Below are 24,134 nucleotides of genomic sequence, written 5' to 3' on the forward strand. Positions count from 1 at the left end.
GAGATGGAAGCATGCGCGCAATCCTGACCGTCGAGAACTTCGCGTCGAACCTCGTCCTCACATTCTGGACGCCGGTCTTTGTCGGAATCTTCATCGCAATTCTGACCTACGCATTGTGGCCCCGCAACAAGGCGATGTTTGACGCAGCTGCGCGTCAGCCGTTGCGAGAGGATTGATCAGATCATGAGCGATCACGAAGGTGAATTCGACAAGGCCACCGGCAAGACCACCACAGGTCACTCCTGGGATGGTATCAAGGAACTCAACACGCCGCTGCCGCGCTGGTGGGTGATGACTTTCTATCTCACCATCGTTTGGGCGATCGGCTATTGGGTCGTGTATCCGTCCTGGCCGCTGGTGCAGAGCTATGCGACGGGCGTCATGGGCTATTCGTCGCGTGCGGATGTCGCCGTCGATCTCGCCAATCTCGAGAAGATCCGCGGAGGCAAGATGGCGACGCTCGGCGCTGCGCCGCTCGCGGAAATTGAGAAGGATCCGGCGCTGCTGGCACTGGGGCGCGCCAGAGGCCGTGTGGTGTTCGGTGACAATTGCGCGCCGTGTCACGGCACTGGTGCGACCGGTGCCAAGGGCTTCCCCAATCTGAACGATGACGACTGGCTGTGGGGCGGCACACTGGAGCAGATCGAGAAGACCATCCAGTTCGGCGCGCGTTCCGCCCATGCGGAATCGCATGAAGGATCGATGCTGGCCTTCGGCCGCGACGGCATGTTGAAGAAGCCGGAGATCGAGACTGTTGCGAATTACGTGCGCTCACTGTCGGGATTGCCGACGGCCAAGGGTTACGACGCCAATGCCGGCCAGAAGCTGTTCGCCGACAACTGCGCCTCGTGTCACGGCGACGCCGGCAAGGGAAATCCCGACATGGGTGCGCCGAACCTGACCGATAATATCTGGCTCTACGGGTCGGACGAAGCGACCATCGTCGAGACCATCACCAATGGCCGCAACGGCGTGATGCCGGCCTGGATTGGCCGTCTCGATCCGGCGACCATCAAGGCACTGACGATCTATGTCCATTCGCTGGGGGGGGGACAATAAGTCATAGCGCGCGCGGCCAATCCCGCGCGTGCCTTTGACGTACATCAATTGCATCGCACCGGCGAAGTCTAGGGTCATTCCAAGGACGAGAGTGACCTTCATGAACAAGCCTGTTACGCCCCAGGAATTCGACTACGGCCCGCTCTATGCGGCGCAGAAAAAAGTCTATCCGCAGAAGGTCTCCGGCAGGTATCGCAACGTCAAATGGGCGCTGATGGCGGTCTGCCTTGGCATCTATTATCTGCTGCCCTTCGTGCGTTGGAACCGCGGTCCCGGTGCCCCCGATCAGGCGGTGCTGGTCGATCTGCCGAACAGTCGCTTCTATTTCTTTTTCATCGAGCTGTGGCCGCAGGAAGTTTATTTCTTCACCGGCCTGCTGATCCTTGCCGCCCTCACGCTGTTCCTGATGAATGCCATCGGTGGTCGCGTCTGGTGCGGTTATCTCTGTCCGCAGACAGTCTGGACCGACTTGTTTTTCGCCGTCGAACGCCTGATCGAAGGCGACCGCCGCGAGCGGATGAAGAAGGAGGCCGAAGGGCTCACGCTGCAGCGTGTCGTCGAACTGACGATGAAGCATTCGATCTGGCTCCTGATCGCATGGTGGACCGGCGGCGCCTGGGTGCTCTATTTCAACGATGCGCCGACGCTGGTGAGGGAACTCGTCACCTTTCAGGCGCCCGCGCTGGCTTATATCTGGATCGCGATCCTGACGGCGACGACCTACACACTGGCAGGCTGGATGCGCGAGCAGGTCTGTCTCTATATGTGTCCGTGGCCTCGCATCCAGGCGGCCCTGACCGACGAATGGGCGCTCAACGTCACCTACAAGACCGATCGCGGTGAGCAGCGGACCTCGTTGAAGAAGGCGGCCGAGCTGCGCGCGCTCGGCCAACCCGCAGGCGACTGCATCGACTGCTATCAATGCGTCAACGTCTGCCCCGTCGGCATCGATATCCGCAATGGCTTGCAGATGGATTGCATCCAGTGTGGGTTGTGTATCGACGCCTGCGACGGCGTGATGAGCAAGATCGGCCGGCCGACCCGGCTGATCGGCTATGACACCGACATCAACATTGCCAGGCGCAAGGCGGGCAAGTCCGAAATCTATCGCGTCATCCGGCCGCGTACGGTGGCCTATGTCGGCATGATTGTCGCTGTCGGTGCGGTGATGCTCTATGCGCTGCTGAACCGCTCGCTGCTCGATATCAATGTGCTGCATGACCGCAATCCGGTTGCCGTGCGCCTCAGCGACGGTTCGATCCGCAATGCCTATACGGTGCGCCTCTTGAACAAGCGCGGCGCCGGCCGCGTGGTCACGCTCGACGTCAACGGGCCGGTCAATGCCACGGTGCATGTGGTGGGTATGGATGCGGTGTCATCGGGCCGGCCGGAGATCGTGCTGGGCCGCGACCAGACTACCGAACTGCGTGTACTGGTGACGGCGCCCGCGGCGGGCAATTCCGAGAAGTCGATCCCGCTTGTGATGCGGGTCACCGATGCCGTCCATGGCGACATGGCGTCGGCGACCGATCATTTCGTTGCACCGTGAAGGAGAACAGTATGAGCGCCGCCGTTGCCGCACCTCGTCCGATCACCGGCCGGTTCGTCCTGATCTGCCTGATTTTGTTTTTCGGCATGATCATCAGCGTCAATGTCGTCATGATGAAATTCGCGCTGGAGACGCTGCCGGGTGTCGAAGTGGATAGTCCCTATACAGCGAGCCTCGCTTACGGCAACGAGATCGAGGCCGCGCGCGGCCAGAGCAGTCGCGGCTGGAAGGTCAGCGCGCATGTCGAGCGCGATGCTGCAGGTGATGCCGCGGTCCGTGTCGAAGCGCGCGATCGTCACGGCAATCCGATCACGGGGCTGAGTTTCACCGGGCGGCTGGAGCGGCCGGCCGATCGTCGCGCGGACCGGCCGGTTGAGCTGATCGGGGCCGGGGGCGTGGTCTATCGCGGCAAGGTCGCCGAACTTGCGCCGGGACTGTGGGATCTGGTGCTTGAAGGCGAGGCCGGCGGACAGCGCATGTTCCTGTCGAAGAACCGCCTCGTGCTGAAATAGGTCCAACCATGCAGTCCCTCGTCGTCCTCGTGCCGCTGGCGCTCGCGCTTGGGTTGCTCGGCCTCTGGGCCTTCATGTGGTCGCTGAAAAGCGGACAGTATGAGGATCTGGAAGGTGCGGGATGGCGCGCGATTCTCGATGAGGATCCGCCGGCGAAGAAGCCTGGCGATCCCCTCTGAGGCGGCTCTTTCCGTTCAATCCATCACCGCCACAACTTGTGGCCATATTTTTTTCCAACCGCCATGCCTTTGCCGCGCGTTGCCTCTGCAGCGCGCGTGCTGGCGTCTGCTGTGCACCGGGCGCATAATGGCGGGAACGGATTTTGCACGCGTTCGGCCGGACAAGATCGGCGTAGGGCGCCGCAGCAGAAAGAAATGAAGCACTATGTATGATGTGATCGTCGTCGGCGGTGGATCTGCCGGCGCTGCCGTGGCTGCCAGGCTCTCCGAAAATCCCGCCACGCGCGTGCTGCTGCTGGAAGCCGGGCTCGACTGGCGCGCGGCGGATGCGCCGTGGGAAGTCACCACAGCGAACCCGATCCCGATCATTCACCAGCGCGAATTCCAGGAAAAGTGGCAGTGGCCGCAGCTGCATTCGCGTCGCGTTGCCGGACAGGATCAGCGCTTCTACTGGCGCGGCAAGGGCCTCGGAGGCTCGTCGATGATGAACGGCCAGATCGCGATCCGCGGTGTCGCCGCTGCATTCGACGAATGGGCATCGCTGGGGTGCACCGGCTGGTCGGCCAGGGACGTCATGCCGCTATTCTCGGTGATCGAGGATGATCTGGACTTCGGCGACAGGCCCGGCCATGGCCGTGGTGGTCCGCTGCCGGTCTATCGCGCGCCGCCGGAGACATGGGGGCCGATCGACAATGGCTTGCGCGATGCGGCGCTGGCGTCGGGCTATGCGTGGTGCGACGACGTCAACGGACCGGATGGCGAAGGCGTCGCCTGCTATCCGATCAACAGCCGCGATCTGCGTCGCATCTCCACCAATGAAGCCTATCTCGAACCGGCGCGCGGCCGCGCCAATCTCGAAATCCGCGGTCATGCGCTGGTCGACCGCGTTGTGATCAAGGACGGTCAGGCGACCGGTGTGATCGTGCACTTCGAGGGGCAGGGCACGCAGGAAATCAGCGCGCGCGAGATCGTGCTATGCGGTGGCTCGATCCACAGCCCGGCGATCCTGCTGCGCTCGGGCATCGGTCCGGCGGACGAGCTGAAGGACATGGGCATCGCTGTCGAGTGCGATCTGCCCGTCGGCCGGAATTTCTTCGATCATCCGCTGTTTCGCACCACCCTCAAGCTGCAGGATGCCGTCGCGCCAAAGGATCGGGACACCCGCCACACCAATTGCTGTGTAACTTACTCGTCGGGCTTGGCCGAGGGCGGCAAGCGCGACATGATCCTGATCGCGTTCAATCACCGTGGCATCGGCAATCCCGGTGCCATCGGCGCCGGCCTGTTCAATGCGTTCTCACGCGGCACGCTGAAGCTCGCATCGACCGATGCGTCGATCGACCCGATCGTCGAGGAGAACATGCTGGCAGACCCCCGCGACATGCTGCGGATGGTCGATGCCGTGAAGCGGCTTGCCGTGATCACCACGCAGCCGGCGCTGGCCGGCATCGCGGACTGGATCCGCCTCACCGATACCGACATGACGCTGCCGCAGGCGGCGGCGTTGCCGACGCGCGAGCTTGAAGCCGTGCTGCGCCGTGACACCGGCGATATCCAGCACGCCGCCGGCACCTGCCGCATGACCGGCTTCAAGGATACGGGTGGCGTGGTCAATCCGGATGGCACCGTGAAGGGCCTCAAGGGTCTGCGCATTGCCGATGCGTCGATCATGCCGTCGGATTGCCGCGCCAACACTCATTTCACCACGGTGGTGATCGGCGAAGCCATTGCGCGCATGATGATGCGCAGGTCGAATGTAGCGTCGCCCGTCGTGGCGATGGCGAAGTAAGAACGCGCAACGCAAGCGCTCAAGAGTGACCGAAGGACAATTCATGTTGAACACTACCGAAACCCAGATCATCGACTGGCTCGCGTCCCAGAAGCAGCCGATGATCGACCTGCTGCGCGACGTCGTGAACATCGATTCCGGCTCCTTCGACAAGGAAGGTGTCGATGCCGTCGGCGCTCGTTTCGAACAGCACTTCGCCGAATACGGCATCGAAACCTGGCGCGAGCCTCATGATGTCTATGGCGATGCCGTGCATGGGCTGATCACCAAACCCGGCAGCAACGAAAAGCCGATCCTGCTGATGGGCCATCGCGATACCGTGTTTCCCAAGGGCGAAGTCGCCAAGCGCCCCTTCACTATTAAAGGCAATCTGGCCCATGGGCCTGGTGTTGCCGACATGAAGGCCGGCGTCGTCATCAACGTATTCGTGGCCGCCGCGCTAAAGAAGTTCGATGCTGCGCCGTGCCCCATCAAGCTGCTGATCACCGGCGATGAGGAGATCGCGTCGCGCTCGTCGCGGCCGATCATCGAGCGCGAGGGCCGTGCGGCGCGCGCCGTCTATAATTCGGAACCGGGACGTCCGACCGGCAATATCACCACGGGCCGCAAGGGCGGCGTGTTCATGCGCTTCGAGGTATTCGGCAAGGCCGCGCATTCCGGCAACAATTTCTCGGTGGGCATCAGTGCCATCGGCGAACTCGCGCACAAGATCGTGCAGATTCATGCGCTGACCGATATGGACAAGGGCATCACGCTGAATGTCGGCCTGGTGTCCGGCGGACAGTCGGTCAACACCACGGCGCCGCATGCCGAAGGCGAGATCGATTTCCGTTACATCGATCCGGCGGACCGCGCGACCATCATGGGCGCCATCGAGAAGATTATTGCGACGTCGACCGTGCCGGGCACGACGGCAAAGCTGCATATCAACGGCGAATTCCTGCCGCTGGTGCAGGACGCTGCGGCGAAGGCGATGTTCGAAGCCTATCAGGCGGCCGCTGTCGACTCGGGCCTCACCACGTTGACCGGCGAATTTGCCGGCGGCTGTGCAGATTCCGGTTTCACCGCCAGCGTCGGCACGCCGACGCTCTGCGGTCTTGGCCCGGTCGGCGGCAATGTCCATACCGACCTGGAGTGGCTGGACATCGAGAGCATCGTTCCGCGTGCACAGACACTGGCGCGGGCGATCCTGCGCACGGATATCTGACGACGGGAGACGCCGCGTGGCATGGTTCTGGCCCGGCGACGGTTGCTGACAACGCCTTTGTTTGAAGAGACACTCGCCTGACCATGACATCACCTTCTCCCAATACTTCGGTTCCCACCCATCTCGAAGCCGATGTTCTCGTGATCGGCGCTGGCGGCGCCGGCATGTATGCGGCGCTGGAAGCAGCGAAGGGCGGCGCGTCGGTCGTTCTCGCCGATCGGAGCCTGATCGGGCGCGGTGGCGCCACGGTGATGGCGCAGATGACGGTGGCAGCGGCGCTGGGCGAGCAGACGCCGGATCACTGGGAACATCACTTCGCCGATACGCTCGCGGCGGGCCGCGGGCTCTGCGACGAGCGGCTCGCTGCACTGCTCTGCGAAGACGGCCCGCAGCGATTGCGCGAGATGGATGCCTGGAAGGTCGGCTGGGCACGCGAGGACGGCCATATCAAACAGGCGCAGGCGCCGGGCCATGACCGGCCGCGCTGTGCCTATGTGGATTTTCTTTCCACCGGTCCGGCGGTGTCGAAGACGCTGCGCACGCAGCTCAACAACGCCAGCGGCATTCGCCGTATCGGCGATCTCAACATTGTCGATATCGCGCTGCGTGACGGCGAAGCCTGCGGTGCCACGGGGCTGCATCTGCCGACCGGGCAGGCGGTGACGCTGGCCGCGAAGGCTGTTGTCATTGCTACCGGTGGTCTCACCGGGCTTTATCGTCGCAACAGCGCCTCATCGAATATGGGTGGCGATGGCTATGCGCTGGCACTCCGCGCCGGCGCCGAACTGATCGACATGGAATTCGTGCAGTTCTTCCCGATCGGTCATCTCGCCCCGCGTCTCGTCGGGATGGATCCGATCATGTGGGACCCGTTCCGCTACAAGCTCGGCGGCAAGCTGTTGAATTCCGAAATGCGTGAATTCGAGACGGATTACGCGACCAAGGACGCGCGCAGCGACGGCACCTATAGGCTGACGCGCGATCTGGCGACCTATGCGATCACCAAGGAGGTCGAAGCTGGCCGCGGCAGCCCCGCCGGCGGCGCCTATCTGAGCTTCCAGCATGTGCCTGAAGCCGAGATACGCAAGGCATTTGGGCCGGTGGTGGATCGCCTCGCCGAAAACGGCATCGATCTCGCGCAGCGTCCTGTCGAGGTCGCCCCGATCGCGCATTATCATATGGGCGGCATTCGCGTGGACGAGATGATGGCGACCGGCATACCCGGGCTCTATGCCTGCGGGGAGGCGGTCGGCGGTGCCAATGGCGCCAACCGGTTGTCGGGCAATGCGATCACCGAAGCCTTCGTGTTCGGCGCGCGGGCAGGCCGTAGCGCCGCGGAGTGCGCAAAGCAGAATGCGTCGATGTGGTCAGCCGATGCCGCGAAGCCGGTAATCGATCTGCTGCGCAGCGCCAGCAAGCGCGATGCGCCAAATCCCGCAGCGGTCATCGTGAAGCTGCAGGCCGTGATGGCCGACGATGTCGGTCCGTTCCGCACCGATGCGAAATTGCGTGCGGCGATATCAGCCATCGCGCAATTGAAGGCCGATATCGGCGATACGCCATTTGCATCTGCAGACGCGTTTGATCCTGTACTGGCCGACTGGCTCGACCTGCGCAACATGCTCGCCGTCGCGCAATCCATCGCTGTCCCCGCACTCGCACGTACCGAAAGCCGCGGCGCGCATCAGCGTGATGATCATCTCGGTCTGAACGATGCGTGGAGCGTCAACCAGATCGTGTCGATGTCGGATGGCGACATGACCCTGCGCAAAGTGATGCCCACCACCGGAAAGGCTGCCGCATGAAGGCGACGCTCAGCATTCAGCGCGGCGCACTCGGCGAAGCACCGCATCAGGACACGTTCGACATTCCCTTTGAACACGGCCAGTCCATTCTCGATGGCTTGCGTGCCATCAGGCGCAGCATGGATCCCTCGCTGGCGTTTCGCTTCTCCTGCATCAATGCGAATGCGTGCAAGGAATGCATGATGCTGATCGACGGCAAGGTTGATTATGCCTGCACGGTTCGGCTCAAAGAGGGAATGACGACGCTCGCGCCGCTGCCGAAAAAGGCGCTGATCCGCGATCTCGTCACTGAAATCGCACCGCCTGATGAACGGCTGATGCTGCGGTCCTGAATAATTGTCTGCCTGCGCGGCGATCAGGCTGATTAATTTATAGCCGTTCTAATCTGGGAAGAGCCGTCTCGGCGACCTTCAATCCGATAGATCAGCGACTCCGTCGCGGCTGCTGTTCGCTGCGACAATGCGCTGCATCATGGCAATAAACGCAGTCTGTTCCGTTTTGGTGAGGTTGCCGAGCGTGGCGCGGTGCGCCTCGCGTGCGGCGGTTTCGATCTTGTCGAGCAGGGCTGCACCGGCCGGTGTGAGCCGGCAGACGCGGGCGCGGCGGTCGTCGTCGCTGACCGGACGCTCGACCAGCCTGCGTGCTTCGAGTCGCTTCAGCGCGCCCGTCGTCGTCGTGCGATCCAGAGCAATATCAGCGGCTAAGCTGGTTTGATCGGCGGTTCCACGCGCCGCCAATGCAGACAGCAGGCTGTACTGGAGTGGCGTCATCTCGAAGGCACTGCAGGCTTCCTGGAACAGCGCGACATGGATCTGGTGTAGCCGTCTGATCAAAAATCCCGGTCGCTGGGCCAGCGGCCAGGGCTTATGGACGGGCTTGTCACGGCGTGGCTTGGCCTGGGGCAACGCAGTCTCTCCTTGTGTCGGCTACGGCTCGTATGGTGCGAGCGCGTTGAAAAACTACCGCATCGCAATGTTTATGGCACGGACTTTGCTTTTGTAAAATACGAAGTATGCTTCGTATTTTGGTGGGCCTCTAAAGAGGAGCCGCCAAAGCGTAAGGAGATCGCCATGTCTGTTACTGCCTCATTCGACCTGTTGCTGCGCGGTGGTCGCGTTATCGATCCTGCAGCCGGCATCGACGGCATCAAGGATGTCGCCATTCGCAATGGCAAGATTGCCGCCGTGCAGTCCGATATTCTGCCGACCAGCGCGAAGGAAGTGGTGGATGTGACCGGCAAGCTGGTGCTACCGGGCTTGATCGATACCCACGCGCACGTCTTTCAATATGTCAGCGGTCGTTTCGGCATGCAGCCCGACATGGTCGGCGTGCAATCCGGCGTCACCACGCTGATCGACCAGGGCGGCCCGTCCTGCATGACGCTGCCCGGCTTTCGTCACTTCATCGCCGAGCCCGCGAAATCGCGGGTCTACGCGTTTCTCTCTGCCTATCTCGTCGGTGGTCTTGAAGGCCACTTCTATCCCAACCTCTACAGCCCGGATGGCGTCGATATCGACGCGACCGTGAAATCGGCGGTGGCCAATCGCGATCTCGTTCGCGGCATCAAGGCCCATGCGGAAATCGGCGGCTTCGCGCGCTGGGGCATTCGCGTGATGGAAATGGCGGCCGAAATCGGCAAGCGCGCGGAATTGCCGGTGTATGTGCATTTCGGCCAGCTCTGGGGCCTGCCGGAGTCAGGCAATAATGGCGAGGACGTCGATACGATTCTGGAGCGTGTGATCCCGCTGCTCAAGGAAGGCGATGTTCTGGCGCATCCGTTCACGCGGCATCCCGGCGGTTTCGTCAATCGCGAAGGTGAAGTGCACCCGGTGATCCAGGCCGCGATCGATCGCGGCCTCAGGATCGATGTCGGTCATGGCAGCCACTTTTCCTATCGCCTCGCCAAGAAGGCGATTGCCGCCGGCATCGTGCCGAACACACTCGGCGCCGACATTCACGGTTACAACACCGAGGTGCCCGCGCCTGCCGGTACGCCGGACGAGCACGAGGATGACGAGAATCATCCGTTCAAGGGCCAGGCCAAGTTCAGCCTGGTGCAGGCGATGAGTTCGATGATTTCGCTCGGCCTGACGCTTGAGCAGGTGGTGCCAATGGTGACGTCGAATCCGGCCAAGATGATCGGCCTGCCCGACAAGATTGGCTCGCTCAAGGTCGGCATGGATGCCGATGTCTCGGTGCTCGTAGAAAAGCCCGGTCGTTACATCCTGCGCGACAACGAGAACACCGACGTGATTGCGAACGGCCTGCTGCAGCCGGCCTTCTGCCTGCGCGCGGGCACCCGCTTCGATCCGATCGCTCCGATCCTTCCTCAGGCCGTTGCGGCCTGAGCTTTGCAAGCCAGTTCGCTAGTCAATCCGGAAGGCGCCGGGAGTTCGTCGATGCGCAATGAGCGAGATATCTCGCCCGCCGCCCCTGCTTCAAAGCAGGGCGTGGGCGCGCGCGTGCCGCGCAAGGAGGACGATCGCCTCATGCGCGGGCGCGGGCAATTCGTCGGCGATATCAGGCTGGCGGGATTGCAGGACGTTGCTTTCGTCCGCAGCCCGCTGGCGCATGCGCGAATCCGGGCAATCCATATTCCGGAACGCTATCGCGACGTGGTGTTCACGTCCGCAGATCTTGTCGGTATCAAGCCGATCCGCGCGATTACGGGGCTGGCCGGTTTCAAGCCGTCCGATCAACCCATTCTGGCCACCGACAAAATTCGTCAGGTCGGCGAACTCGTCGCCATGTGCGTTGCGCCGACGCGTGCCGAAGCCGAGGATATCGCGGCCTCCGTCACGCTCGATCTCGAAGAACTGCCCGCCGTCTACGACATGTTGAAGGCGCGCGAGCCCGGATCGCCTCTGGTGCATGAACACTGGGGCGACAATGTCTTTCTCGAAAGCTTCTTCGAGCTCGATATCTCCAGCGCTCTTGACGCACCGATCAAGGTGACACGCGAGATCTCGACCGCGCGGCAATGCATGTCGCCGCTCGAAGGTCGGGGTGTCATCGCCACGTTCGATCATCGTCTCGATCAGCTCACGCTCTATACGGGCAGTCAGATGCCACACATTGTGCGCAACGGTCTGTCCGACTGCCTTGAGATGGATCAAGGACAGATCAGAATCGTCTCGCCGGATGTCGGCGGCGGTTTTGGCCACAAGGGCATCTTGCTGCCGGAGGAAGTCTGCCTGTCATGGCTCGCCATGAAGCGCGGCTTCCCGGTTCGCTGGATCGAGGATCGCCGCGAACATCTCGTCGCGAGTTCGAATTGCCGTGAGCATCACTACAAGATCACCGTCTATGCCGACCGCGACGGCACGCTGCGCGGAATCGATTGCGAAGCCACGGTCGATTCCGGTGCCTATTCGTCCTATCCGTTCTCGGCCTGCCTCGAAGCGGCGCAGGTGGTCAGCATCTTGCCCGGCCCCTATCAGATGCCGGCCTATCGCTGCCGCACCTATTCGGTGGCCACCAACAAGTGTCCGATCCTGCCCTATCGTGGCGTTGCCCGCACCGGCGTGTGTTTCGCGCTGGAGCTGATGCTCGATCTTGTCGCGGCGGAAGCAGGACTTGAGCCGGGCGACGTCCGGCTGCGCAATCTGGTGCGGCCGGAGCAGATGCCGTTCGACAACATCACTAAGAAGCATTTCGATAGTGGCGATTATCCCGAGGCGCTACGCCGTGCGGTGGCGCAGATCGATATCGATGGCATCCGTGCGCGTCAGCGCAAGGGTGAAGCCGACGGACGGCTGATCGGTGTCGGTCTCTCGATCTATTGCGAGCAGGCGGCGCATGGCACCTCGGTCTATTCCGGTTGGGGCATTCCCATGGTGCCCGGCCATGAACAGGCCTCCGCGCGACTGACGCCGGATGGCGGACTCGAACTCAAGGTAGGCGTGCATTCGCACGGTCAGGGCCTCGAGACGACGCTGTCGCAAGTCGCGTTCGAAATGCTCGGCGTCGATGTCGCCAAGATTCGCGTGGTGCATGGCGACACGGCAATGACGCCCTATTCGACCGGTACCTGGGGCTCGCGCTGTATGGTGATGGCCGGCGGCGCGGTGGCGACGGCGTGCCACGAACTCGGCGAGCGCGCCAAGAAGATCGGCGCCAAGCTGCTACAGGTCGACGAAGCCAATGTGGTGCTGGTGGATGGCGAGATCCGCGGGCCCAATGGCAGCGTCACGCTGAAGGAAATCGCACACACCTGGTATCGCCGCCCGCAGGATCTGCCGGGCGATGTCGATCCCGGCGGGCTTGAAGCGACCTCCGGTTACAAGCCGCAGCGTGACAGCGGTACGTTCAGCTACGCCGCGCATGCGGTCACCGTCGCCGTCGATCCTGATTTGGGCGATGTGGAAATTCTCGATTACGTCATCGTCGAAGACGGCGGCGTGCTGGTCAATCCTATGATCGTCGACGGCCAGATCTATGGCGGCCTCGCGCAGGGCATCGGCACCGCGCTCTACGAAGAAATGCCGTTCGATCGCGCCGGTCAGCCCCTCAATACGACGCTCGCCGACTATCTGCTGCCCGGTCCGACCGAAGTGCCGATGCCGTGGCTGGACCACATGGAAACGCCGTCGCCTTACACCAAATTCGGCGTCAAGGGCATCGGCGAGGGTGGCGCCATCGCGCCGCCGGCGGCGATCGGCAATGCCGTGAACGATGCGTTGCGCGGTCTCGGCGTCGAGATGCTGCAGTCGCCGATCACGCCGCGCCGCGTGCTCGAAGGCATTCTCGCCGCGCGCGATGCGAAGAGGACCGCCGCATGAAGCCGGCACCTTTCGCCTATGAGCGTCCGCGCGATATGGCCTCGGCTCTGGCCTCAATGGCTGGCACCGAAGGCGTTGTGAAGATCATGGCTGGCGGCCAGTCGCTTGGGCCGATGCTGAATCTGCGTCTCGTGGCACCAGATGTGATCGTCGATATCACCGGGCTCGCCGAATTGAAGCATGTTGAAGTCGCCGGCAATGAGCTGGTGATCGGCGCCTGCGTGACTCATGCGGATATCGAGGACGGTCGCATTCCTGATGTGACGCGCGGCGCGATGCAGCGTGTGGCCAGCGCCATCGCCTATCGCGCCGTGCGCAACCGCGGCACGATCGGCGGTTCGCTCAGCCATGCCGATCCCTCCGCCGATTGGGTCTCCACCTTCGCAGCGCTCGGCGCAACGCTCTCGCTGCGCAGCGCCAAAGGCGCGCGCCGTGTGGCGATGAAGGATTTCATGCTGGGTGCGCTGGAAAGTGTGCTGCGGCCCGGCGAAATGCTGGAGGCCGTGCGCGTGCCGGCGATGTCCGCCTCGGCGCGCTGGGGTTATGTGAAGAGCTGTCGCAAGACAGGTGAATTCGCGCATGCCATCGGCGCGGTGTTGATCGATCCGGAAGCAGGCAAGGCACGTGTTGTGATCGGCGCGGTAGAGGCGGCTCCCATCATCGTCGAGAGTGCCGAGGAGCTATTCGGCGGTCGCATCGCCCACGATTTCAAGACGCGTTTCGATGCGCGGGTTGCCGATAGAATGCTGTCGAACGCCGGCATGAGTGATGCGGCCGACCGGCACATCCATGTCACGGTGCTGCGCCGCGCCGTTGCGGAGGCCGCGGCATGAACTCGGTCGAACTCACTGTCAACACCCGCGCCGTGAAGAGGGACGTCGAGCCGCGCACGAGTCTCGCCGACATGATGCGTGACACGCTCGACCTCACGGGTACGCATCTCGGATGCGAGCACGGCGTCTGCGGCGCCTGCACGATCCTGGTCGATGGCGTGCCGACGCGGTCCTGCATCACCTATGCGGTGGCCTGCGATGGCGCTGACGTCACCACCATCGAAGGTCTCGATGACGACGAGATCGCTGGCGAGTTACGCGCGGCTTTCACGCGCGAACATGCCTTGCAGTGCGGCTACTGCACGCCGGGTATGCTGGTCTCCGCACGCGATCTGGTGAAGCGCCTGCCGGATGCTGACGAGAAGCAGATCCGCATCGGGATGTCAGGCAATCTCTGCCGTTGCACCGGATATGTCGGCATCGTCCGCGCCGTGCAGTCGGTGATATCAGAGCGCCGTGCACGCGATATCGCGCCGGAGCCGGATGCTGGCCGCAAGGTGCTGGGGCCAGCCGGCTCGGGGCACAATGGGTGTGTCAGCTCCCAGAAGCTGATGCCCGCGAAGCCTGTTGTATCCGGACCGGCTGCCGCCGTCGTACCGCTGGACATTCCAGACTTCACGCCATCGACTACGCTTGAGCAGCAATTCACTGTCGCGCATGCACCTGCAAAAGTTTTCGCACTGTTCGATGACATCGCGGCCGTCGCCTCGTGCCTGCCGGGCGCCACGCTGGTCGGCACGCCCAGACCCGAGCGTGTCGAAGGCGCGATCCGCGTCAAGATCGGGCCGATCTCGGCCAACTTCAACGGCGCCGCCCGCGTTGAGCGCAACGAGGCCGATCTCGCCGGCCGCATTCTCGGCATAGGCAGCGACCAGCGCAGCCGCTCCACCACGCAAGGCGAAATCCGTTACCGGCTGGTGCCGCAGGATGACGGCGCGGCGACGCGTGTGGAGCTTTCCATCGGCTACAGCCTCACCGGCATGCTGGCACAGGTCGGTCGCAGCGGGTTGGTGCGCGATCTCGCGGCGCGGCTGGTCGCGGAATTCGCCGGCAATCTCGATCGCCGCCTGTCGGGCGATGTGACATCGGCGCCGTCAGCGGCAGCCGATCTGAATGGTGTTTCGCTGATTCTTGGTCTCCTGCGTGAGCGCGCGACGAATGTTGTTCGCCGCCTCACCGGGCGCGGAGGATCGGCGTGAGAGATCGACGTTCGCGCGGACATGCGAGCGGCGGGGTTTGGACTGCGCAAGTTTCATCAGCGTAACACTGGAGGACCACATGATACGGACCATCAAAGCCGCCTCGGCGACCGCCCTGGCCATTGCTTTCCTGAGCAGCGCCGCCACTGCGCAAACCATTAAGATCGGCGTCAACGAGCCTTTGACCGGCGCCTTCGCCGCGTCGGGTACCTATGTCGTCAACGGCGCCAAGATCGCCGCCGACGAAATCAACGCCAAGGGCGGCCTGCTCGGCAAGAAGATCGAACTCGTCATCGAGGACAACAAGAGCAACCCGACCGAAGCCGCTGCCGTCGCCGAAAAGCTGATCACCCGCGACAAGACGCCGGTGATGCTCGGCGCCTGGGGCTCGAGCCTCACGCTGGCGGTGATGCCGAAGCTGGTCGAATACGAAACCGCGATGGTCGTCGAGACCTCCTCGGCCAGCAAGATCACCACCTCGGGCAATCCTTACGTGTTCCGCATCTCGCCACCGTCTTTCGTGGAAGCGGCTGCGTTCAAGAACATCGTCGACAAGCTGGCGCTGAAGAAAGTCGACTTCCTCGTGATCAACAATGACTGGGGCCGCGGCACCGCCGAAGACTTCAGCAAGATGATGAAGGAAAAAGGCATCACCATCGGTCTGGTCGAGACCATGGACCAGTCGGCGCAGGACATGAGCGCCCAGCTCGCCAAGATCAAGGCAACGGATTCCGAGACCGTGATCATCACGGCTGCGGTCGACCAGCTCACTTTGATCTTCAAGCAGGCCGCAGCACTCGGCCTGAAGAAGCGGATCATCACTACCGGCGGTTCGCAGAATCCCGATCAGATCATCGCGCAGGCCGGTGCCGCCGCGAACGACACCATGCATCTGACGACGTTCTTGCCGTGGATGCCGGAAAAGACGCCCAACCCGGAAGCCACCACCTATTTCATCAACGAGTGGAAGAAGCGCGGCTTCGATTTCGCCGGCTGCACTGAGAGCTTCCGCGGCTATGACGGCATCCGCACCATCGCGGCAGCCATCGAGAAGGCCGGCAAGGCCGAGCCGGCCGCGATCAAGGATGCGCTCTGGAAGATCGACGTCAAAGGTTTGAATGGCGACATCATCTTCAAGAAGTCGGGCCCGGCCGGTTCGGAGAGCGGTCAGAGCTTCCCGAATGTCTATCTGGTCGAGATCTCCGGCGGCAAGATCGTGATGAAGGATCTCTGATCGAAACTCGTCGTTCCGGGGCGTCCGCAGCGCATGCTGCGGGCGAACCTCAGCCACTCCAGCCGGAGTGGCTGGGAACCTCGACATGGATGAACACTGCGGGATTCCGGGTCTTCGTCACGGTCGGCAAGCGCCGCCCGCACGAATCCCGGAATGACCAAGAAGGATAGATCGTGGACCAGCTCCTGCAACACCTCGTCAATATGCTCGTGCTCGGCGGCACCTATGCGCTGCTCGGCATCGGGTTGACGCTGATCTTCGGCATCATGAACGTGGTGAACTTCACCCACGGCATCCTCTACACATTCGGCGCCTATATGATGTTCATTGTCGTGCATCAGCTCGGGCTGAATTTCTTCGTGGCGCTGCCGGTGGCGATCGTCGCTGGTTGGTTGCTGGGTGCCGTCATCGAGATCACGCTGCTGCGGCCGCTGCGCGGCGCCGATATCGATACTACCATGCTGGTGATGATCGGTGCCTGGATCGCGATGCAGTCTGGCGCGCTGTGGATCTGGGGTGGCGTCGCCAAGTCCATCGACAATCCGTTTCCCGATGCGCCGCTGGTGATCGGGTCCGTGTCCGTGTCCTGGCTTCGCCTGTTCGTGCTGTTCGCGGCCGCGCTGCTGATAGTGCTGGCCTACTCGCTGATCAATCTCACGAAACTCGGCAAGGCGATGCGCGCGACCTTCCAGGATTCCGACACCGCCGCGCTGATGGGTGTCAATGTCAGCCTGATCTACACCTCGACCTTTGCCATCGGCTCCAGCCTTGCCGCCGCCGCCGGTGCCTTGCTCGGTCCGGTCTATGTCGTGTTCCCGCAGATGGGCGATCTCGCCGCGGTGAAAGCCTTTGCCATCGTCATTCTCGGCGGTCTCGGCAACATTACCGGCGCGGTCATCGGCGGTTTCATTCTCGCTTTGGCGGAAGAGCTTGGCGCCGGCTACGTGTCGTCGGGCTATCGCGATGCCATGGGCTTCCTGATCATCATCATGGTGCTGATCTTCAAGCCGACAGGATTGTTTGCACGGGCGGAGCGCGTCGGATGAAGCAGATCGCCACGCTCCTCTGTCTCGCTTTCTTCTCCTCCGTACCGATGTGGCTGACGGACCCGTATCTGCTCAATGCGCTGATCACCACCGGCATCTTCATCATCGGCGCCATGAGCCTCAATTTGCTGCTCGGCTTCACCGGCCAGCTCAGTCTTGGCCATATCGCCTTCTTCGGCATCGGCGCCTATGTCAGCGCGTTGACCTCGCTGGGCTTCGATGTGCCGATCTACGGTGATTTCCACATCGTCCACGTGCCGTGGCCGCCGATTGCAGGTTTCTTTCTGGCGATCATCATCTCGGGCTTCTGCGGCTATCTGGTCGGACGCCTGTCCTTCAGCGTGCGCGGCGCTTACTTCGTCATCGTAACGATTTCGTTCGCCGAAGTTGTGCGGCTGGTGGCGCTGAACTGGGTCGAGCTGACGCAAGGTCCGCTGGCGTTGACCAATATTCCCTCCATCACCATCGGGCTGCCAGGGCTTGGCTATCTCGTGCTGAAGACCAAGTTTCACAATTACTATCTAGTGCTCGCTGTCGCCGCGATTTCGTATTTCCTGATCTCGCGCCTCGTTCATTCGCATTACGGCCGCGCCATGCGCGGGCTGATGGAGAACGAGACGCTCGCGGTTGCCGTTGGCATCGATGTCACCAAGACGCTGACCTTGGCCGCCGTGATCTCTGCCGGTATCGCCGGCGCGGCGGGAAGCCTTTACGCGCATTACATCCGCATCATCGATCCCGACGTCTTCGCTTTCATCTCGACGGTGACCATGGTGATCATGGTGGTGTCGGGCGGTAAGGGGTCGCTGGCCGGGCCTGTGGTAGGCGGCGTCATCTTTGGCCTGCTGCCGGTGTTCCTGCGGCCGATCATGCCGCCGGAGGCACAGTGGATCACCTATGGCGTGGTGCTGATCGTCATCCTGTTCGTCATGCCGCGCGGCATCGTGCCGTCGCTTGCCGCGAAACTCGGTTTAGCGCGGGCCGGCGGAACCAGGCGGGCGTCCATCGCCGTCTCCGAACGTACCGCCGAGGAGCACGCCTGATGGCCGAGACAGTACTCAGCATCGAACACGTCGCGGTCCATTTCGGTGGCCTCGTCGCAATCTCGGACATGAACTTCCATGTCAACAAAGGTGAGATCGTCAGCCTGATCGGGCCGAACGGTGCCGGCAAGACCACGGCCTTCAACGTCATGACCGGCTTTCTCACGCCCACGAAGGGCGCGGTGAACTATTGCGGCGCGGACCTCAAGGGCAAGAAACCGCATGAAATCGCGGATCTCGGTCTGATCCGCACCTTTCAGCGCACCAGCGTGTTTCCGAACGACACCGTCTACGACAACGTCCTGATCGGCCTGCATCGCCAAGGGGAGCTTAAAGGCAAGCTTGGCCTTGCCGAAGCCATTCTCGGCCTGCCGCGCGCCCGCGCATCGGAGAAAGCGCAGCGCGCCCGTGCAGCCGAACTGGTGCGCTGGATCGGGCTGGAAGCGCGCGCCAACGATCTTGCGGGCTCGCTGTCCTACGGCGAGCAGCGTCTCGTCGGTGTCGCGCTGGCGCTCGCCGCGCAGCCGAAGATGCTGCTGCTGGACGAGCCTGTGTCCGGCATGAACGCGTCGGAGACGCATACTTTCGTGCAGCTGATCCGCAATATCCGGGATCGTGGCGTCACGATTCTCTTGGTCGAGCACGACATGCCGATGGTGATGAGCGTATCGGATCGGATCGTGGTGCTGAATTACGGCCGCATCATCGCCGAAGGACCGCCCGACGAAATCCGCAAGAATCCCGCAGTGATCGAAGCCTATCTCGGTCAGAGCGCGAAGGATGTGGTCAAGGAGGTCGCAGTCCATGCTTGAGATCCGTGACATGGTCTGCGCCTATGGCCAGATCTCAGCCCTCAAGGGCATTTCGCTTTCGGTCAAGGCCGGTCAGCTCGTGGCGCTGATTGGCGCCAATGGCGCCGGCAAAAGCACGACGCTGCGGGCGATCTCGGGCCTCGTGCCATCGCGCTCCGGCAGTCTGCATTTCGACGGCGAAGACATCACCGGCATTGGCGCGCAGCGGGTGCTCACAAAGGGCATCGCACATTGTCCGGAAGGACGTCGCGTTTTTCCGCATATGACGGTGGCCGAAAATCTCGACATGGGCGCCTATCTGCGCTCGGACACGAGCGAAGTCGGAGTGGACCGCGATCGCATTTATGGCGAGTTCCCGCGCCTCGCCGAACGCCGCAAGCAGGCGGCTGGCACGCTGTCCGGCGGCGAGCAGCAGATGCTGGCCATCGGCCGTGCATTGATGTCGCGCCCGCGCCTTGTGATGTTCGATGAACCCTCGCTCGGTCTCGCGCCCAACATCGTCGAGCGCACCTTTGCGATCATCCGCGCGATCCGCGATGCCGGCACGACTGTTTTGCTAGTTGAGCAGAATGCCTTCGCCGCGCTCGAGATGTGCGATCATGCCTATCTGCTGGAGTCCGGCCGTGTCGTGCTGTCCGGCGCGGGAGCGGAGCTGATCGAGAACGAGCATGTCCGACGGGCCTATCTTGGCGGATGACGACAATCCCGCCCGATGGGTCGCGGTCTGTTCGCGCGAGCGCCTGACCGAGCAGACAATCGTCTGCGTCAACGTGGCTGGCCTCGGTGTTCTCATCGTGCAGGATGGCGAGACGATCTACGCCTGCGAGCGCGCCTGTCCGCATGAGCAGGCCGATCTCAGCCTTGGCCGCGTCGCCGATCGCCGGCTGCACTGTCCGCGTCATCTGGCCTGGTTCGATCTGGCAGACGGCAGCATGTCGCCGGGTTGGCCGAGCAGGGGTTTGCGACGCTATCCGGTGCGCGAAAGCGATGCGCAAATCTGGGTCGATGCACAGGCCATCGTCCCGAAGTAACAAGCCTTCGCGCGAGTTACGCGGCATCGGGCCCGGATGCAGAATTCGTTGGCGCTGCAGCATTCAATTAGTGCAGTTGCGGTATAATAATCATGCTTGCCCCCTCGTAAAGCGCGGATAATACTGCTGAAAAGTCGGACTCCCGAGTGTGTCTGGCAGTACACAAATGGGCGCAAGACCCATGCTTCTCGTCGATCTTTCAAGCGATCTCCGTCAAGGGCCAGGGATGTGACCATTATCGATTTCGGCAGGGCCATCCCATCGTCGCAGGGGCGCGGCTGGCAGCAATGGCCTGGCCATGAAGACTTTTCGCTGCAGTTCCTGCGCGTGCTGCGCGCGGCGCAGGAAGGCGGAAGTACCGTTTCGGAATGTTTCCTGGCGGCGGAGCGCATCAATCCGCGCGATGACGAGAGCTGGTATCGCGAATGGCACAGCGCGGCTGATATCAACCGTGAGCGCGCCGCGGAGGCGCTGGCCAGCGGCCGTATCCCGACGGCCCTGAGCAACTGGCTGCGCGCGGCCAACTACTATCGCACCGCTCAGGTCATGCTCGCTTGCAGCGATCCGCGGCAAGGCGCCGCCATTGCTCTGATGCAGGATTGCGCCCGACTTTACGTGCAGCATGCAACGCCTGCCGGCGAGGTCGTCGAGATCCCGTGGCGGGACGGTGTGTTGCAGGGATACTTCGTTCCTGCGCCGCGCGCGACGCGGCCGCTGCCGGTCGTTCTCTGCGTCGTCGGGCAGGGCCACTACAAGGAAGAGCATCTGCACAGGGTGCCCAGCTACGCGCTGGAACGCGGTCTCTCGCTGTTGCTCGTCGATCTGCCCGGTCAATCCTATAGCCAGGAGATGATCGGGTCGCCTTGTCGGTATGAGGTCGAAACGGCGATCAGCGGCTGGGTCGATTTCCTGGCCGACCGCAGCGATATCGATCAGGAGCGAATTGCGATCTTCGGAGACGGCTTGGGAGCTGCCTTTGCGACGCGCGGCGCCAATCTCGACGACCGCTTTGCAGCAGCTGTTTGCGATGCCGGAATCTGGGAGCTTCACGAGCGCGCGTTTATTGCCAGCCGCATTTCAGGCCGGGCTGGTCTGGGCTGTCCGAGTGAAATCGAGGGCTTCAACAGCAGCAGTGTCGCCGCCAATATCAAATGCCCGGTCCTAGTTGCGATGGGCGAGCGCGACTGGCTCGATGTCGATCACGTCACGGAATGTTGCCGCGTCATGAAACAAAACGGTCTCGACATCGAACTGAAGATCTTTCGCGCGTCGGAAACGGTGGCCCCGCCCGCCCAGATCGATATTCCGACCGTGGGCAACGAGTTCATTTTCGACTGGATTGTCGATCGTTTGAACTCAATGACGAAGTAGGCAGGCGCGGCTCGGTCGATTGACCCGCCGCTCATCCGGCGATGGTCAGCTCTCAACTTCCAGCATCAGTGTCGCTTTTTCGAGGCGATTCTTGAGCCGGGACATGTGCTGTCCGATCTCCTTCAAGGCCTGCTCGTCGAAATCGCTGAGAATGAAATCCCCGAGCGACTCCCTGCGAGTTGATAGCGCGGAGATCTTCTTGCTGGCCTTTTCGGACAGCGACATCAGTACGACGCGGGCATCCTCGCGGGACGCGACGCGCCGCATGAAGCCATTCTTCTCGAGCATCTTGGATTGGGTGGTGACGAAGGAGGGGTCGACGTGGAGCATGGCGGACACATCCTTGACCGGCACGCCGTTGCCGCGATCGAGGTCGCTGACGGCCATCAGGATCATCCATTGCGGTCCGCTGATGCCGAGCTCCTTGGCCCAGAATTGTCGGATTCCCTCAAGATGGACGTTGATCGAGGCGATGTCCCAGATGAACTGTCGGATGATCTCCTGATTCTGGCCGGTCACCCAAATCGAAAGCTCATTTTCGTTCCAGCCCGCAGATCCCCCACGCATAGTCACCACTGCCCCGCCGGCCATTCCATCGTCCCACACTTCTCAGAATTCTATAATTGTATCAGTGAATTGTGACGTGCAAACCACGATTTCGTGTGTTGCCGGGAAACCACACTGCATCGCGATAAAGTTACCTGAGTTCATAAAGTATTTTGCTTCTAAGAATTGCGCAGGCATTCTCAGTTCCGGCGATGGGGAAACCCTCGATCGTCCCGTTGAAGTAGTTCGCTTGAGTGCCTCGCGTTATGCGGGTGTTTCCGAAAGCGCGAAGTGCTCTAGCGGTTAGTTTGGGGACTTGGGGGACTAAATCTTCGGGCGCACGCGCCTGGCAGATCCGGAACCTTCCCTTTTGGACAACTTGGAGGTTTAACATGACGATGATTAAGAGCCTTATCCTCGGCTCGGCGGCGGGTCTGATCGCCATCGGCGGAGCTCAGGCAGCCGATCTTCCGGTGAAGGCCAAGGCAGTGGAATACGTGAAGATCTGCTCGCTCTATGGCGCAGGCTTCTACTACATCCCGGGCACCGATACCTGCATCAAGATCGGCGGCGCGATCCGTTTGGACGTTGCGTTCAACGGCAGCACCTACGACGTTCCGTTCTGGCAGGGTGGTGCCGGTGGCAACAATCTCTGGACCAAGAACTATTTCTCGACCCGTGAACGCGTCAACTTGACGACGGACACCCGCACCGCGACCGAATACGGCGTGGTTCGTACCTACGCGAACATCCAGTTCGACTTCCTCCAGGATCGTGAATCGATCGCTGGTGGTTACACCGAAGTCGACTACGCGTTCATCCAGTTCGCCGGCTTCACCTTCGGTAAGGCCGTTTCGCAGTTCGATCCCCAGTGGGCGCTTGCCAAGCCATACATCTCGTCGGGCTTCAACGCTGGTTCGAACAACGCAACCGGTATCCCGCAGCTCGCCTACACCGCTTCGTTCGGTAACGGCGTGTCGGGCACGATCTCGGTTGAGAACGGTTCGGCCTACCGCAACGCCGGCCTCTGGAACACCGACACCTTCATCGTCGGCCCGGGCGCTACGACCTTCACCGGTACGTTCTACGGTTCGAACTCGAACACCTTCCTGGGCAACGCCTACGGCGGCAACCACATTCCTGAAATCGTCGGCAACATCCGCCTCGATCAGGCTTGGGGCACCCTGCACTTCGCCGCTGCGATGCATGCTGCAACTCCTGGCTTCTACGCCACGGCTGCGGGCGGTGCAGGCAACGAGTCGCTCGGTCACGCTGACGACAAGTACGGCTTCGCTGTCACCGGCGCGGTCGAATTCAAGAACCTGCCCACCGGCGCAGGCGACAGCTTGAAGCTCGAAGCAACTTACGCCAAGGGCGCTGCCAAGTACGTCTTCGGCGGTACGACCGACACCGTCGGTGGTGGTCGTTACGCGAAGGTTGATGGTTCGACCCTCGGCTTCGGCTACGTGCTGGACGGCGTTTACAACAACGGTGGCCAGATCGTTCAGAGTGACGCATGGCAGGTCAGTGCTTTCTACGAGCACTACTGGACCCCGGCTTGGCGTACCTCGCTGTTCGGCAACTACAGCCACATCTCGTATGGTTCGGGTAACGCCGCTATGCTTGCTGCATTCTCGGCAGCCCCCGGCGCGACGGGTGGTCCGGGTGCGAATAGCTCGGCAGCCGCAGCTGCTCGCGCTGGCGTCTTCGCCGGCACCGGCAACTTCGACCTGGGTCTCGCCCAGATCGGTACCCGTACGGCCTGGACCCCGGTTCAGAACCTGACCCTGTCGGCTCAGTTTACCTACAGCCGTCTCGATCAGAACCTGAACGGCACCTACACCACCGCCGCTGGTGGCATGTCGGGCAAGCCGACTGGTACGGTCTTCACGACCGCCGACCAGAACCTCTACAACGGTTCGGTGCAGATCCTGCGCTCCTTCTAATTCTGATCGTCTCACGACGACCAGTCTTTGAAACAAAGACCCCCGGCAGGAAACTGCCGGGGGTTTTTGCTTGTATGGAGCCGCGTCCGACTTCGTCCGCTCGACTAGGCGTTCTCGACGCCGCGGAGGCGGGCGTCTATACCGGGCGGCGTGGCCTCCGGCCGCGCAAGCCGCAAAGCCAGAAGTCCGAAG

General features: G+C 62.3%; 23 protein-coding genes. 21 read left to right on the forward strand and 2 right to left on the reverse strand.

Features of this window, described 5'->3' with window-relative positions; translation table 11 throughout:
- Positions 1-11: 11 nt before the first annotated feature.
- The 9 genes from LPB73_RS27740 to LPB73_RS27780 all read left to right on the forward strand — a co-directional run bounded on the left by LPB73_RS27740 (position 12) and on the right by LPB73_RS27780 (position 8,432).
- Complete coding sequence (locus LPB73_RS27740) at positions 12-176, forward strand: cbb3-type cytochrome oxidase subunit 3 (protein WP_068729582.1); 165 nt, start codon at positions 12-14, stop codon at positions 174-176.
- A gap of 7 nt (positions 177-183) precedes the next feature.
- Complete coding sequence (gene ccoP, locus LPB73_RS27745) at positions 184-1,059, forward strand: cytochrome-c oxidase, cbb3-type subunit III (protein ID WP_231078862.1); 876 nt, start codon at positions 184-186, stop codon at positions 1,057-1,059.
- Positions 1,060-1,159: 100 nt separating this feature from the next.
- Positions 1,160-2,608, forward strand: coding sequence for a cytochrome c oxidase accessory protein CcoG (gene ccoG, locus LPB73_RS27750; RefSeq protein WP_231078863.1), 1,449 nt, complete (start codon positions 1,160-1,162; stop codon positions 2,606-2,608).
- A gap of 11 nt (positions 2,609-2,619) precedes the next feature.
- Positions 2,620-3,120, forward strand: a complete 501-nt coding sequence (locus LPB73_RS27755) for a FixH family protein (protein ID WP_231078864.1) — start codon at positions 2,620-2,622, stop codon at positions 3,118-3,120.
- 8 nt (positions 3,121-3,128) lie between these two features.
- Positions 3,129-3,299 (forward strand): cbb3-type cytochrome oxidase assembly protein CcoS, encoded by a 171-nt coding sequence (gene ccoS, locus LPB73_RS27760; protein WP_089267801.1) that lies wholly within the window; start codon positions 3,129-3,131, stop codon positions 3,297-3,299.
- A gap of 205 nt (positions 3,300-3,504) precedes the next feature.
- Positions 3,505-5,088, forward strand: coding sequence for a GMC family oxidoreductase (locus LPB73_RS27765; RefSeq protein WP_231078865.1), 1,584 nt, complete (start codon positions 3,505-3,507; stop codon positions 5,086-5,088).
- Positions 5,089-5,131: 43 nt separating this feature from the next.
- On the forward strand, positions 5,132-6,295 hold the full coding sequence (locus LPB73_RS27770; protein WP_231078866.1) for a M20 family metallopeptidase: 1,164 nt from the start codon (positions 5,132-5,134) through the stop codon (positions 6,293-6,295).
- A gap of 83 nt (positions 6,296-6,378) precedes the next feature.
- Complete coding sequence (locus LPB73_RS27775; RefSeq protein ID WP_231078867.1) at positions 6,379-8,100, forward strand: FAD-binding protein; 1,722 nt, start codon at positions 6,379-6,381, stop codon at positions 8,098-8,100.
- The gene (locus LPB73_RS27780) at positions 8,097-8,432 is read left to right on the forward strand and encodes a 2Fe-2S iron-sulfur cluster-binding protein (protein ID WP_184512243.1); all 336 of its coding nucleotides are present in this window, start codon (positions 8,097-8,099) and stop codon (positions 8,430-8,432) included. Before LPB73_RS27775 ends, LPB73_RS27780 begins: the two co-directional genes overlap by 4 nt.
- A gap of 78 nt (positions 8,433-8,510) precedes the next feature.
- Here the strand turns inward: LPB73_RS27780 and LPB73_RS27785 are convergent, their stop codons facing one another.
- Positions 8,511-9,005 (reverse strand): MarR family winged helix-turn-helix transcriptional regulator, encoded by a 495-nt coding sequence (locus tag LPB73_RS27785; protein ID WP_231078868.1) that lies wholly within the window; start codon positions 9,003-9,005, stop codon positions 8,511-8,513.
- Between the two features lie 165 nt (positions 9,006-9,170).
- Here LPB73_RS27785 and LPB73_RS27790 point away from each other — a divergent pair, with 165 nt between their 5' ends.
- From LPB73_RS27790 to LPB73_RS27840, 11 genes are all read left to right on the forward strand, one after another.
- On the forward strand, positions 9,171-10,448 hold the full coding sequence (locus LPB73_RS27790) for an amidohydrolase/deacetylase family metallohydrolase (protein WP_231078869.1): 1,278 nt from the start codon (positions 9,171-9,173) through the stop codon (positions 10,446-10,448).
- Positions 10,449-10,499: 51 nt separating this feature from the next.
- Positions 10,500-12,881, forward strand: coding sequence for a xanthine dehydrogenase family protein molybdopterin-binding subunit (locus LPB73_RS27795; protein WP_231078870.1), 2,382 nt, complete (start codon positions 10,500-10,502; stop codon positions 12,879-12,881).
- Positions 12,878-13,714, forward strand: coding sequence for an FAD binding domain-containing protein (locus LPB73_RS27800; protein ID WP_231078871.1), 837 nt, complete (start codon positions 12,878-12,880; stop codon positions 13,712-13,714). The genes LPB73_RS27795 and LPB73_RS27800 overlap by 4 nt, the downstream gene beginning before the upstream one ends.
- Entirely contained in the window at positions 13,711-14,913 is a 1,203-nt protein-coding gene (locus LPB73_RS27805) for a xanthine dehydrogenase family Fe-S subunit (RefSeq protein WP_231078872.1), read from the forward strand. The genes LPB73_RS27800 and LPB73_RS27805 overlap by 4 nt, the downstream gene beginning before the upstream one ends.
- A gap of 79 nt (positions 14,914-14,992) precedes the next feature.
- Complete coding sequence (locus LPB73_RS27810; protein WP_231078873.1) at positions 14,993-16,147, forward strand: ABC transporter substrate-binding protein; 1,155 nt, start codon at positions 14,993-14,995, stop codon at positions 16,145-16,147.
- Positions 16,148-16,320: 173 nt separating this feature from the next.
- A complete protein-coding gene (locus LPB73_RS27815; RefSeq protein ID WP_231078874.1) occupies positions 16,321-17,193 on the forward strand; it encodes a branched-chain amino acid ABC transporter permease in 873 nt (290 codons plus the stop codon).
- Positions 17,190-18,236, forward strand: a complete 1,047-nt coding sequence (locus tag LPB73_RS27820; RefSeq protein WP_231078875.1) for a branched-chain amino acid ABC transporter permease — start codon at positions 17,190-17,192, stop codon at positions 18,234-18,236. Before LPB73_RS27815 ends, LPB73_RS27820 begins: the two co-directional genes overlap by 4 nt.
- A complete protein-coding gene (locus tag LPB73_RS27825; protein WP_093757539.1) occupies positions 18,236-19,048 on the forward strand; it encodes an ABC transporter ATP-binding protein in 813 nt (270 codons plus the stop codon). The genes LPB73_RS27820 and LPB73_RS27825 overlap by 1 nt, the downstream gene beginning before the upstream one ends.
- On the forward strand, positions 19,041-19,745 hold the full coding sequence (locus tag LPB73_RS27830) for an ABC transporter ATP-binding protein (protein ID WP_231078876.1): 705 nt from the start codon (positions 19,041-19,043) through the stop codon (positions 19,743-19,745). Before LPB73_RS27825 ends, LPB73_RS27830 begins: the two co-directional genes overlap by 8 nt.
- Positions 19,717-20,079, forward strand: a complete 363-nt coding sequence (locus tag LPB73_RS27835; protein WP_231078877.1) for a Rieske (2Fe-2S) protein — start codon at positions 19,717-19,719, stop codon at positions 20,077-20,079. Before LPB73_RS27830 ends, LPB73_RS27835 begins: the two co-directional genes overlap by 29 nt.
- Before the next feature lie 228 nt (positions 20,080-20,307).
- Positions 20,308-21,450 carry an alpha/beta hydrolase family protein gene (locus LPB73_RS27840; RefSeq protein ID WP_231078878.1) on the forward strand — a complete coding sequence of 381 codons (1,143 nt, stop codon included), beginning with the start codon at positions 20,308-20,310 and terminating at the stop codon, positions 21,448-21,450.
- Positions 21,451-21,495: 45 nt separating this feature from the next.
- On the opposite strand, the gene LPB73_RS27845 is transcribed toward LPB73_RS27840, so the two are convergent.
- Complete coding sequence (locus tag LPB73_RS27845) at positions 21,496-21,969, reverse strand: MarR family winged helix-turn-helix transcriptional regulator (protein WP_231078879.1); 474 nt, start codon at positions 21,967-21,969, stop codon at positions 21,496-21,498.
- Positions 21,970-22,388: 419 nt separating this feature from the next.
- On the opposite strand from LPB73_RS27845, the gene LPB73_RS27850 reads away from it, so the two are divergent.
- Positions 22,389-23,942, forward strand: a complete 1,554-nt coding sequence (locus tag LPB73_RS27850; protein ID WP_231078880.1) for a porin — start codon at positions 22,389-22,391, stop codon at positions 23,940-23,942.
- The last annotated feature ends 192 nt before the right edge of the window (positions 23,943-24,134 follow it).

Source organism: Tardiphaga sp. 37S4 (assembly GCF_021044645.1).
Lineage (GTDB): Bacteria > Pseudomonadota > Alphaproteobacteria > Rhizobiales > Xanthobacteraceae > Tardiphaga > Tardiphaga robiniae.

Bases quoted from the DNA above. Each gene is read 5' to 3' on its own strand.
- LPB73_RS27740 (WP_068729582.1), top strand. From the start codon at position 12: ATGCGCGCAATCCTGACCGTCGAGAACTTCGCGTCGAACCTCGTCCTC.
- ccoP (WP_231078862.1), top strand. From the start codon at position 184: ATGAGCGATCACGAAGGTGAATTCGACAAGGCCACCGGCAAGACCACC.
- ccoG (WP_231078863.1), top strand. From the start codon at position 1,160: ATGAACAAGCCTGTTACGCCCCAGGAATTCGACTACGGCCCGCTCTAT.
- LPB73_RS27755 (WP_231078864.1), top strand. From the start codon at position 2,620: ATGAGCGCCGCCGTTGCCGCACCTCGTCCGATCACCGGCCGGTTCGTC.
- ccoS (WP_089267801.1), top strand. From the start codon at position 3,129: ATGCAGTCCCTCGTCGTCCTCGTGCCGCTGGCGCTCGCGCTTGGGTTG.
- LPB73_RS27765 (WP_231078865.1), top strand. From the start codon at position 3,505: ATGTATGATGTGATCGTCGTCGGCGGTGGATCTGCCGGCGCTGCCGTG.
- LPB73_RS27770 (WP_231078866.1), top strand. From the start codon at position 5,132: ATGTTGAACACTACCGAAACCCAGATCATCGACTGGCTCGCGTCCCAG.
- LPB73_RS27775 (WP_231078867.1), top strand. From the start codon at position 6,379: ATGACATCACCTTCTCCCAATACTTCGGTTCCCACCCATCTCGAAGCC.
- LPB73_RS27780 (WP_184512243.1), top strand. From the start codon at position 8,097: ATGAAGGCGACGCTCAGCATTCAGCGCGGCGCACTCGGCGAAGCACCG.
- LPB73_RS27790 (WP_231078869.1), top strand. From the start codon at position 9,171: ATGTCTGTTACTGCCTCATTCGACCTGTTGCTGCGCGGTGGTCGCGTT.
- LPB73_RS27795 (WP_231078870.1), top strand. From the start codon at position 10,500: ATGCGCAATGAGCGAGATATCTCGCCCGCCGCCCCTGCTTCAAAGCAG.
- LPB73_RS27800 (WP_231078871.1), top strand. From the start codon at position 12,878: ATGAAGCCGGCACCTTTCGCCTATGAGCGTCCGCGCGATATGGCCTCG.
- LPB73_RS27805 (WP_231078872.1), top strand. From the start codon at position 13,711: ATGAACTCGGTCGAACTCACTGTCAACACCCGCGCCGTGAAGAGGGAC.
- LPB73_RS27810 (WP_231078873.1), top strand. From the start codon at position 14,993: ATGATACGGACCATCAAAGCCGCCTCGGCGACCGCCCTGGCCATTGCT.
- LPB73_RS27820 (WP_231078875.1), top strand. From the start codon at position 17,190: ATGAAGCAGATCGCCACGCTCCTCTGTCTCGCTTTCTTCTCCTCCGTA.
- LPB73_RS27825 (WP_093757539.1), top strand. From the start codon at position 18,236: ATGGCCGAGACAGTACTCAGCATCGAACACGTCGCGGTCCATTTCGGT.
- LPB73_RS27830 (WP_231078876.1), top strand. From the start codon at position 19,041: ATGCTTGAGATCCGTGACATGGTCTGCGCCTATGGCCAGATCTCAGCC.
- LPB73_RS27835 (WP_231078877.1), top strand. From the start codon at position 19,717: ATGTCCGACGGGCCTATCTTGGCGGATGACGACAATCCCGCCCGATGG.
- LPB73_RS27850 (WP_231078880.1), top strand. From the start codon at position 22,389: ATGACGATGATTAAGAGCCTTATCCTCGGCTCGGCGGCGGGTCTGATC.